Genomic DNA, 9,367 nt, shown 5'->3' on the forward strand with positions numbered 1-9,367 from the left:
ACTGCTGGAAGACGAAGCCGATGTGGCGGCGGCGGGCCGCGGTGCGTTCCTTGTCCGAGAGGGCGGTCAGCTCGGTGCCGGCGATGTGCACGGCGCCCGAGGTGGGCTGCTGAAGGCCGCCCGCGACGGCGAGAAGGCTGGACTTGCCGGATCCCGAGGGACCGACGACGGCGACGAACTCGCCCGGGGCGACGCTCAGGCTGACGTGGTCGAGGGCGGTGACGGCGGTGTTGCCGTCGCCCACGGTGAGGGTGACGGAGGCCAGTCGCAGTCCGCCGGAGCCTGCGGCGTCCGGGGCGGCCTGGTCCTCGGTGGCGGGTGTGGTCATCGGGAGGCTCCCAGAGCGGTCAGAGGGTCGACGGCGGTGATGCGGCGGACGGCGACGACGGCACCCACGGTCCCGAGGCCGATGAGCAGACCGCAGGAGGTGGCGATGGCCGGAGCGGAGAGGGAGAACGGGGCCTTGCCGGTCATCGCGCTCCCCAGGGCCAGGCCGATCGCGGTGCCGACGGCCGTGGCGCCGACGAGCACGGCGACGACCTGGGCGAGCGCGTCGCGCAGGATGTATCCGGTGGGGGCGCCGAGTGCCTTCAGCAGGGCGATCTCGGCCTTGCGCTGCACGGTCCAGACGGTGAAGAACGCACCGACGACCAGGGCGGAGATGGCGTACAGGAAGCCCTTGATCAGGGCCATGGTGCTTGACTCGGCCGTGTAGCCGGGGGACGCGCCGTAGGTGGTCTCCTTGCTGTCGGCGCGGGTGGCGGTCGCCTTCTCCACGGCGGCGACGTCGGCCCCCGGCTCCAGCGTCAGGGCGACAGCGGTGGCCTGCCGGCGTGCGGCCTCGGGCAGGTCACCCGGCAGGCCGTAGTGAAGACGCCGCCATGTGTCGAGGTCGGTGTAGGCGACGCCGATGTGACCGTAGGAGATGGGCTTGTCGACCAGGCCGACCACCTTCAGCGGCACCTCGCTCTTGTCGGCGGTCAGGACGTCCCCGATCTTCACTCCCAGGTCGGCGATCTCCCGGGTGATCACGATGCCCGCACTGCCCGCCTTCAGGCCCACGCCTTCGGTGGGGGTGGGGGCCAGGGACGAGTCGGGGGCCATCCCGAAGACGGCGAGGTTGACCTCCTCGCCCTTCTTGGTGCCCTGGATCACCTGGGCGTTGGCCAGGGTGTTACCGAACGGCTCCGCCCGCTTCACTCCCGGGGCCCTGGACCACGCCTGCCAGACCTGCTGCTCCACGGTCGAGCGGGAGAACTGCTCGCTGGTCGCCTTCTCGTCGAAGGCCATATGGGTCACGGGGAGCGCGCGCAGGCCGGATATACCGGCGTCCGCCAGGCCGGAGGCAAGTCCGGACAGGAGGACACCGAGGACGGCGATGAGCGCGACCACCGCGCCCATCAGGGCGAAGCGACCGCGGGCGAAGCGCAGATCGCGTAGAGCAAGGAACACGGAGTTCTCCGAGCGATGAAGGTGATCGGGGCACCACGACTGAGCACGCCGTCCCTTTACTGGAACTTGACGACGCGAGTGTCAGCATCTTATCGGATGTTGCCGACACCTCTGTCGGTACGCTGCGCCACGCGCCCCAGCCCGCTCCCGACCGGACTGTCTCTCCTGGGCGCGACCTGGCTCCCCAAGGGGCTCGTTGCGCGGCTCGCTGACCAGTCGGATCGCTCACGAGGTTGGTTACTGAGCCGTCGATCACGACGTCGGAGCGGGCTGAAGGCTTCGCCGTCCGCTCCTGGGGGGTGGTGGGACCACCGTTACGGAGAACTACCTGTCGCTTCGGACACGCTGCGGATCGCAGCCTGCTCCGCGATCAGCGGCAGCTGCCGTCTGGGGCGAGCAGGCTGGTGCGCTTGGCGATCGCCTAGCCGCTGAGCATCGTCCCTGACCCGCGCTGCCCAGGAGGGAGCCCCGAACGCGCGCCGTCGAGGTCAGCTGCCGACGGGGTACCGGCTGGTGATCGCGACGCGGTTGAAGGCGTTCATCACGGTTGCCAGCCAGGCGACTGCCGAGATCTGGTCTGCGGTGAGTATGGCCGCAGCGGCGTTGAAGTCCTCGTCGCTGACGTGTCCGTCCGGCACGCGTGTGATCGCCTCGGTGAGGCGGAGGGCGGCGCGGTCGGTGTCGGAGAAGTAGCCGGTCTCTGCCCAGGCGGGCAGCACCGCGATCCGGTCGGGGTTCTCGCCCTTCTTGAGGGCGTCGTGGGTGTGCATGCGCAGGCAGAACGCGCAGCCGTTGATCTGGGAGGTGCGGATCCTCAGCAGCTCGACCAGGAGCGGGTCGAGGCCCGCTGCGGCGGCGGCCTTCTCCACCTCCGACGACAGGGCAATGAGGGTCTTGTAGGCGGCCGGGTGCTGCTCGCCGATGTTGACGCGCTGGGGGTCGGTCATGGTTCCTTTGCTTCCTTCGCGTGGTCCGCGCCGCGCTTGTCGGGCACGTCTTGGTGGTGGATGGGGCATGCTCCGGCAGGGGCGGAGCTCGGGGAGAGTGTTGCCGCCTCCCTCCATGCCCCGGGGTTACGACTTCGGGTCGTCGACCTTGAGCTTGGCCCCAGCGTCGGAGACGAATACGACCAGGAGCTTTGCCGGCTTGGTCCGGCTGGTGTTCTCGGTGAGGACATGGTGGGCGCCCGGCTGCTCGACCCAGTTCTCGCCCTTGTGGTAGGTGGTCGCGGGCTTGTCGTCGAGCTTGCTGCGCACGGTGCCTTCGAGGACGTAGGCGTAGACGAACGCCTGGCCGTGCCGGTGCGGCAGCGCGCGTGCGCTGGGCGGGAAGGCGACGATCGCTGAGGTGAACGTCTTGCCCTTCACATTCGGAAGCGCCTGCTGGAGCAGCGGTGTGAAGGTTTCGACGGGGCGCGTCGATGCCGCGACCGGCGCCTGCGCCTTGGCGTGGGCGGGCTGGTCGAAGGCCGAGCAGGCCGTGGCCCCAGTCAGCGTGGCCGCAGCCAGCAGGCCAGCGGTGATTCGCATTCCGATCACAATGGGTCTCCCGATTCAGTCTTCCGTGACGCGGATGATCGTCTTGCCGGGGGCGAACGCGGCGGGCGCCTCGGCGAGCGGCCGCACAGCACCGACGAACGGCTTGAGCCGGCCGTCCCTCAGCCGCGTGGCGAGCTCGGCGAGCCGGGCGCGGTCGGGTTCGACGACGAAGAAGGCGGCCCGCCCGTCCTTGGGCCGGACCTTGGGCGGCATGACGATGCTGTCTCACCTGTTGCCGAGTATTCCTTCGTCGCCCGCTGTGCGCTCTCATCAGGGTGACGAGGTAGGCCGTTCGGGTGGGACAGCTCAGACGCGCATGAGTTCGGCGGGGTTTATGACCCTGTGGTACACGGTGATCAGACCGTTGGTGATCTGGATCGTGTCAACGGATATAGACCCTGCCTTCCCGGTGGAAACACGAGGGAGAGCTCGCCGCCTACTTCGGCGAAGTCGATGCGGTACGGGACGCCACTGGCGTCCCGTACGCACCATGACGTCGGCGACGCGCTCGCCGCCGTGGTTGAGCTTGCGTGCCGCCAAGACCTTGCCGCCGCCGTCGGTGACGTGGACGGCGTCCGCCTGCCAGCCCGGCCAGGTCGCCGCTTTCGTAGGCGGCGCGGAAGACCGCGAGGACGCGTTCACGCTCCGCCTTCGACGCCTGCGGCGTCGACTGCTTTGCTTTGGCCACCCGCCGTTGTGCCCGCGAGGCGAGCTGCCCGGCACTCGGCCCGGAGCCATCCAGCACCTCGGCGATCCGGTCCTCTTATGGCGTCCTGATCAGCTCCGCCAGGGAGCGCCCAAGATGCGCTCGACCGTGGTGGTGCGCTGGAAGCCGGGAACGAAGTGCTCCAGCACATCAGAATTCACGGTTCCGTCCGTGGTCTCCGGGCGGTACTTGAGTCCGTCGACGAAGGCCTGCAAAAACCCGTTCTTGAAGTCGCCCCGCGGATGGACGGCGGTGACCTCGTCCACCTGGCTGCGATCCAGCTCGTCCAGACCGAATCCGAGCACATCGGTCAGAACCCCGAAGTGCGTGATGGCGATCTCCGGGCCCATCCGCCCCGGAATTCCCGGAGTCGTGTGCAGCGCGATCGCCGTCCACACCACGTCGGCGGCCGTGGCCGGGAAACCGCGATCGAGCATGAACTTGCGTGCGTGGTCGGCTCCATCGACCTCGAAGCGCTGCTCCACGTCAGAAAACGGCGTCAAGAGACCCGTGTCGTGAAACATGGCGGACAGGTAGAGAAGCTCCGGGTCGGGCTCCAGGCCGAACCTGTGAGCATGCATGGCGCCGAAGACGAAAACGCGCCGGGAGTGGTGGTAGATGAGGGGGCTGGTCATCTCCTGCATGAGGCGGGTGGCCTCGGCGACCGCCGCCGTTTCAGGAATCTCTACCCCCGCGATGATCTCGCTCATGACCTCTCTCCTTCCGACATCGGTGTGTTACGAATGGACGGTGCGTCCGTCTTCCACACTGCCAACCACCCGGCGTCCGGCGCTCCCTCGGTCCGGCCATGAGTCACCCGAATCCGGACAGGCGGGCAGCGGGATTGTGGGCTCCGCCAAGCATCGGGTTGCGATCCTGGTCTACGACGGGGTCAAACTCCTGGACGTCGTCGGCCCCGCGGAGGTATTCGGGGAAGCGAACCGGCTCGGTGCCGACTACACGATCGTGCTGGTGTCACCGACCGGTGCCGATGTCACCTCGTCCATCGGGATCCGGATCGCAGTCGACGCCGCCGCCACGGAGCCTGCTCCTGACACGTTCCTGGTGGCCGGCGCAGACCTCTACCCGCGCGCACCTGTGCCCCGTGATCTGATCGAGGCCACGCGAACGCTGGCGGGCCGGGCCGGCCGGGTCGCGTCCATCTGCACCGGGGCATTCATCCTCGGCGCCGCCGGCCTCCTGGACGGCAAGCGCGCGACCACGCACTGGAAGGTCGCGCACGAGCTCGCCGCCCGCTGCCGGGCCAGCCGCGTCGAACCCGACGCGATCTACGTCCGTGACGGCACCACCTACACCTCGGCGGGCGTGACCGCAGGCATCGACCTGGCACTGGCACTCGTCGAGGAGGATCACGGCCCTGATCTGACCCGCGACGTCGCCCGCGCCCTGGTGGTCTATTTGCAGCGCTCTGGCGGCCAATCACAGTTCTCCGCTCCACTGCAGGGATCGCCGCCCCGATCTCCGGCCCTCCGCAGAATCACCGACGCGATCACGGCGAATCCCGGGGGAAACCACTCACTCGGCGAACTCGCCAAGCACCTCAATGTGAGCCCTCGGCACCTGACGCGGCTCTTTCGTGAAGAGCTGTCAACCACGCCGGCCCGGTACGTGGAGATGATCCGGTTCGACATGGCGAAAGCTCTACTCGACCAGGGGTATACCGCGACGCAGACGGCATCCCTTGCCGGATTCCCGAATTACGAGAGTATGCGGAGAGTTTTCGTGAGGGAATTGTCGCTCAGCCCCGCCGCCTATCAGCGTCGCTTCAGCACAGCGCGCCGAGCCGACGAAGGGCAGCAGTAAGACCACCAGAGCCCGCCCCGCGAGCCGACCTCGACCTGCCCGACCACCCTGGCCACCAACCTCTGCGCCTTCGGAGCCATGGCATCGGACCCCATCGCTGTACGCCTGGAAGCTGCACAAGCAAGTCCGCGGCATGCAACCTACCGGGTTACCCGTACAAGGATCCGAGACGAACCACTAACCGGTACTCGACCAACCACCAGGTCGTCATCGATGCCGACACGCGGCTGGTCGTGGCGGTCGGACGCCCAGTGCCCGGCCACCGGCATGACAGCACGGCATGGGAGGAGTCCGGGGCGAAGGCCGCCGTCGGCCAGGCCACCACTATCGCCGACGGCGGCTACCTGGGTACCGGCCTGGTCATCCCGCACCGCCGCCCGCCCGGCGGAGAGCTCTCCGAGTGGAAGCAGGAACACAACCACTCCCACGAACAGGATCGAGCACGTCTTCGCCCGCATGAAGACCTGGAAGATTCTGCGCGACTGCCGACTCAAGGGCGACGGCGTCCACCACGCCATGCTCGGCATCGCCCGCCTGCACAACCTCCTGCAGGCCGCGTAACGAGCGGCACGGGAGTCAGTACCTCCACAGCCGCACGTGATCAATTATGGGACAACCCTTAGCCGAGGCGATCTCGCCCGGGTCCCCGCCATGCGCTGGAATAGCTCGACATGAGGTCTCAATCGCAGCTCCGTACCGTCCTGGCGGCCCGGGTCCGTCGGCACCGCACCACCATCGGCCTGGTCCTGGCGGTGCCCGGTGCTCTGGCGCTGGTCCTGCTGGTTCTGGGTCCGGTGTCGTGGCTGATCGCCGGGCACACCGTCCGCGCCCTGAACGGCAAGGACCAGGCGGACGCGCTGAACGCGGTACGCGAGACAGTGCTCGCCTCCAGCGGCGGCGTTGCTGTGCTCCTGGGTCTGGGGTACACCGCCCGGACCTACCACTTGTCCCGGCGGGGGCAGGTCACCCAGCGGTTCAGCACAGCCGTCGGCCAGTTGGCCTCCGAGAAGCTGGAGTCGAAGCTGGGCGGCATCTACGCCCTGGAGCACGTCATGGCCGAGTCAGCCCAGGAACATGCCACTGTGGTGGCCCTCCTAGCAGCGTACGTGCGTGAGCATGCCCAGGCGCCGGTACCAGCCGGTGCCGAGCTGGCCGTCCCGGCCCCGCGCACCGCACCGGGCAGGGGCACCGAGCCCGCCACGGACATCCAGGCGGCGCTGACTGTGCTGGCTCGCCGGCCGGAGCGCCCCGAGGCGCGACGTCTGGATCTCCGCTCCACCGGCTTGGCCGGACTGATTCTGCGCAGCTTCGACCTGGGCCATCCGCCCCGCCTCTCCCGTGCATATCTGACCTGGGCGGACCTGAGGAAAGCCGATCTTCGCGGAGCCGACCTGCGCGAGGCGATCCTCAACGGTGCCGACCTGAGCGGTGCGGTACTGGCCTCGGCACAGCTTGACCAGGCCCAACTCGCGAAGGCGAGCCTGCGCGGAGCGCACCTGAGCGGTGCCTCGCTGCTGGGCACGGACCTTCGCGGTGCCGACCTCACCGATGCGGTCTCGCTGACCGCCGAGCAACTCTCCGGGGCGGTGCTCGACGAACACACCGTGCTGCCCCCGGAGCTGGCCGGCGACCCGTGGGTGGTTGCCCGGATCGAAGCCTGTCGCGTTTGGCAGGAGCGGCACGGGGAGCAGCCCGCGGACGCGCCGGCACCCACTGCCCGGGCACTCCTGTAGACGGCCCCAGACTCTGGAGCCGGGGGGCGGGGACGGCTGCGGCACGCAGTTGCCCAGCGGCGTCGGTGACCGAAAGTTGCAGGTGGGCCGCTTGCCCCCCGGTGTCTGGCCTAGGCCTTTGGAGCCCCGCCGGCCGGGGGCAGTCGGCCGCGCCTCCGCCGCAGCGGGGAACCGCCGCTCAGCGGCCGGGTTCCGTGCTCCCGGACACGCCGACAGCGGCCGGCGACTGCATCTCTTCGAGGAAGGCGTCCCACTCCTCGGCGGGGAACAGCTCACTGACCAGGGTCAGGAGCCGCTGCGGCTGCTGGCCCAGGCCGGTCACAGTGAGCGTCCGGTTCGTTCCCCGGCAGGCCAGGCGCTGGTCGACGAGCAGGTGCAGGCCTGCGACGTCCATGAACGCAGCCTCGCGGAGGTCCCAGACGACCTCGGTGACGCAGCGGGGCAGCTTCCTGGCGGCGGTGAGCAGGTCGGGCAGGGTGGTGAAGTCGATTTCCCCGCGCGGGCTGATGACGGTCGTAGCACCGTTGTTCGAGCTGGCGGTGACGATCACAGTAGGCGCGCCCCCTTCCGGGGGTCGTGAGCCCAAGGCCGCAGAGCGCCGACAAGGCCTGCCCGGCAGCGATGGCGGGATCGGATGCCCGTGTGGAGGGCGACTTCCGATACCCGTAGGCCGGTCCCCGCAACGACTACGGCAGGGCGCCGGCCAATCTCTTGTCTCCTCATCGTCACACAGCGACGGCCTTCGGTACAGGCACCCGGTCGCCCGCAGTCGGCACAGCCCTCAGTCACCGCTGGGTCGGCGGGTGACCGGCGTGCCCCCCGAACGCGGGGTTGACGTCGGTTTCCGGAGCCCGGCCGGCGGTTCCGGCGGCCGCCCGTCACAGCTGTACGGCAGGCCACAACGCTGCAGCTCAGCCGCAGGTGAGCAGGCCCGCCCTCTGCTTCACGGCGAGGATGCGGCGCACGCTCTGCTCCACCCCGGCCCGGAAGGAAGCGTCCTGGTGCATCCGGGCTCGAACGGCCTGCACCATCGCCGGGACGGTACGCGGCTCCACCGTGAGGATCATGTCCCCGCCCGCCTGCAGGAACGAGACCGCCCGCTGCCCGGGGCCGACGGCGTGCACGGCGGCGGCGTTCCCCAGGTCGTCCGAGATGACCACCCCCCGGAAGCCGAGGCCGGTGCGCAGCAGGCCGTTGATGACGGCCGGGGAGAAGACCGCCTGGTGCCTGGCGTCGATCCTGCTGTAGGTGGCCGACGAGATCATGACGAAGGGCGCGCCGGCCTGGATGCCGGTGCGGAAGGGCGCCAGAGCGGCGCTGCCGGCGGTGGTCACCGAGTCCACCACGTCGGCGGTGGTGTCGGTGTTGCCGAGCACCTCGCCCAGGCCGGGGAAGTGTTTGAGGGTGGTCATGACGCCCGACTGTGTGAAGCCGGCGGCGAAGGCGGTGCTGTGCGAGGTCACGGCGGTGGCCGTGTGACCGTACTCACGCTGGTAGCGGCCGATGGGGGCGTTGCGGGTTCCGAGTGCCGCCGGGACCACGTCCGACACGGGTGCCAGGTCGAGGGTCACCCCGGCGGACCTCAGCTGGCCGGCCCAGACGGCCGCCCGGCTGCGCAGCGTCGCAGGGGACCAGCCGCCCTGGACCAGCCCGCTGGGGATGGCGGAGAAACCGGGGCCGCTCAGCACCTGGACCTGCCCGCCCTCCTGGTCGGTGGCGACGAGCATCCTGACCGGCCGGCCCAGGACCCGGTCCGCGTGAGCCTGCTGCGCGTCGACGATCCTGCGGGTGGCCGCGGTCCCGGCCGCGCTGCGGCCGGTGAGCATGATCGATCCCACGTGGTTGTCGCGCAGGATGCCGACCCGGGCCGGGTCCGGACGGGCGGCCGCAAGACCGCCCATGAACAGCTGCCCGATCCGCTGGTCCTCGGTCATCGCGGCGAGGACGCGGTCGGCGCAGGCGATGGCGGGCCGGGCGGGCGTCGCCGGGGCGGTCGGAGTGCCGGGGGCGTGGGTCGCGGCCGAGGTCGCCGGGGTGGGGGTGCCCGGCGACGGGACGGACGCGGAGGCCGAGCTGCTCGGGCTGCCGGGGGCCGCGGCCGTTCCGGGGACACG

The 9,367-nt window shown here is 69.8% G+C and carries 9 protein-coding genes and 2 pseudogenes; 3 read left to right on the top strand and 8 right to left on the bottom strand.

All coding sequences use genetic code 11. The features are described from left to right. From AOK09_RS03225 to AOK09_RS03250, 6 genes and pseudogenes are all read right to left on the bottom strand, one after another. The coding region (locus tag AOK09_RS03225) for an ATP-binding cassette domain-containing protein (protein WP_157875781.1) at positions 1-328 on the bottom strand (328 nt) is incomplete at its 3' end. After that, the gene (locus tag AOK09_RS03230) at positions 325-1,452 is read right to left on the bottom strand and encodes an ABC transporter permease (RefSeq protein ID WP_055585564.1); all 1,128 of its coding nucleotides are present in this window, start codon (positions 1,450-1,452) and stop codon (positions 325-327) included. The genes AOK09_RS03230 and AOK09_RS03225, both read right to left, overlap by 4 nt. 488 nt (positions 1,453-1,940) lie before the next feature. After that, complete coding sequence (locus AOK09_RS03235; protein ID WP_055585565.1) at positions 1,941-2,399, bottom strand: carboxymuconolactone decarboxylase family protein; 459 nt, start codon at positions 2,397-2,399, stop codon at positions 1,941-1,943. A 126-nt stretch (positions 2,400-2,525) separates the two neighbouring features. Beyond that, on the bottom strand, positions 2,526-2,981 hold the full coding sequence (locus tag AOK09_RS03240) for a cupin domain-containing protein (protein ID WP_055585571.1): 456 nt from the start codon (positions 2,979-2,981) through the stop codon (positions 2,526-2,528). Positions 2,982-3,005: 24 nt separating this feature from the next. Then, a pseudogene (locus AOK09_RS03245) lies at positions 3,006-3,212 on the bottom strand (zinc-binding dehydrogenase); the annotation flags it as partial. Positions 3,213-3,767: 555 nt separating this feature from the next. Continuing rightward, entirely contained in the window at positions 3,768-4,406 is a 639-nt protein-coding gene (locus AOK09_RS03250) for an HD domain-containing protein (RefSeq protein ID WP_055585567.1), read from the bottom strand. Between the two features lie 136 nt (positions 4,407-4,542). On the opposite strand from AOK09_RS03250, the gene AOK09_RS03255 reads away from it, so the two are divergent. The 3 genes and pseudogenes from AOK09_RS03255 (at position 4,543) to AOK09_RS41230 (ending at position 7,253) form a co-directional block, all read left to right on the top strand. Further along, the gene (locus tag AOK09_RS03255) at positions 4,543-5,520 is read left to right on the top strand and encodes a GlxA family transcriptional regulator (protein ID WP_055585568.1); all 978 of its coding nucleotides are present in this window, start codon (positions 4,543-4,545) and stop codon (positions 5,518-5,520) included. 182 nt (positions 5,521-5,702) lie between these two features. Beyond that, positions 5,703-6,081 (top strand): annotated as a pseudogene (locus AOK09_RS03260) (transposase); the annotation flags it as partial. Positions 6,082-6,191: 110 nt separating this feature from the next. Then, complete coding sequence (locus tag AOK09_RS41230; protein ID WP_055585569.1) at positions 6,192-7,253, top strand: pentapeptide repeat-containing protein; 1,062 nt, start codon at positions 6,192-6,194, stop codon at positions 7,251-7,253. A gap of 178 nt (positions 7,254-7,431) precedes the next feature. Here the strand turns inward: AOK09_RS41230 and AOK09_RS03270 are convergent, their stop codons facing one another. Then, a complete protein-coding gene (locus tag AOK09_RS03270) occupies positions 7,432-7,803 on the bottom strand; it encodes an STAS domain-containing protein (protein WP_063795817.1) in 372 nt (123 codons plus the stop codon). 361 nt (positions 7,804-8,164) lie between these two features. Beyond that, positions 8,165-9,367 (bottom strand): glycoside hydrolase family 3 N-terminal domain-containing protein (locus AOK09_RS03275; protein WP_055585570.1); only part of this gene is annotated, 1,203 nt, incomplete at its 5' end.

The organism is Peterkaempfera griseoplana, from assembly GCF_001418575.1.
GTDB lineage: Bacteria > Actinomycetota > Actinomycetes > Streptomycetales > Streptomycetaceae > Peterkaempfera > Peterkaempfera griseoplana.

Bases quoted from the DNA above. Each gene is read 5' to 3' on its own strand.
- AOK09_RS03240 (WP_055585571.1), bottom strand. From the start codon at position 2,981: ATGCGAATCACCGCTGGCCTGCTGGCTGCGGCCACGCTGACTGGGGCC.
- AOK09_RS03250 (WP_055585567.1), bottom strand. From the start codon at position 4,406: ATGAGCGAGATCATCGCGGGGGTAGAGATTCCTGAAACGGCGGCGGTC.
- AOK09_RS41230 (WP_055585569.1), top strand. From the start codon at position 6,192: ATGAGGTCTCAATCGCAGCTCCGTACCGTCCTGGCGGCCCGGGTCCGT.
- AOK09_RS03235 (WP_055585565.1), bottom strand. From the start codon at position 2,399: ATGACCGACCCCCAGCGCGTCAACATCGGCGAGCAGCACCCGGCCGCC.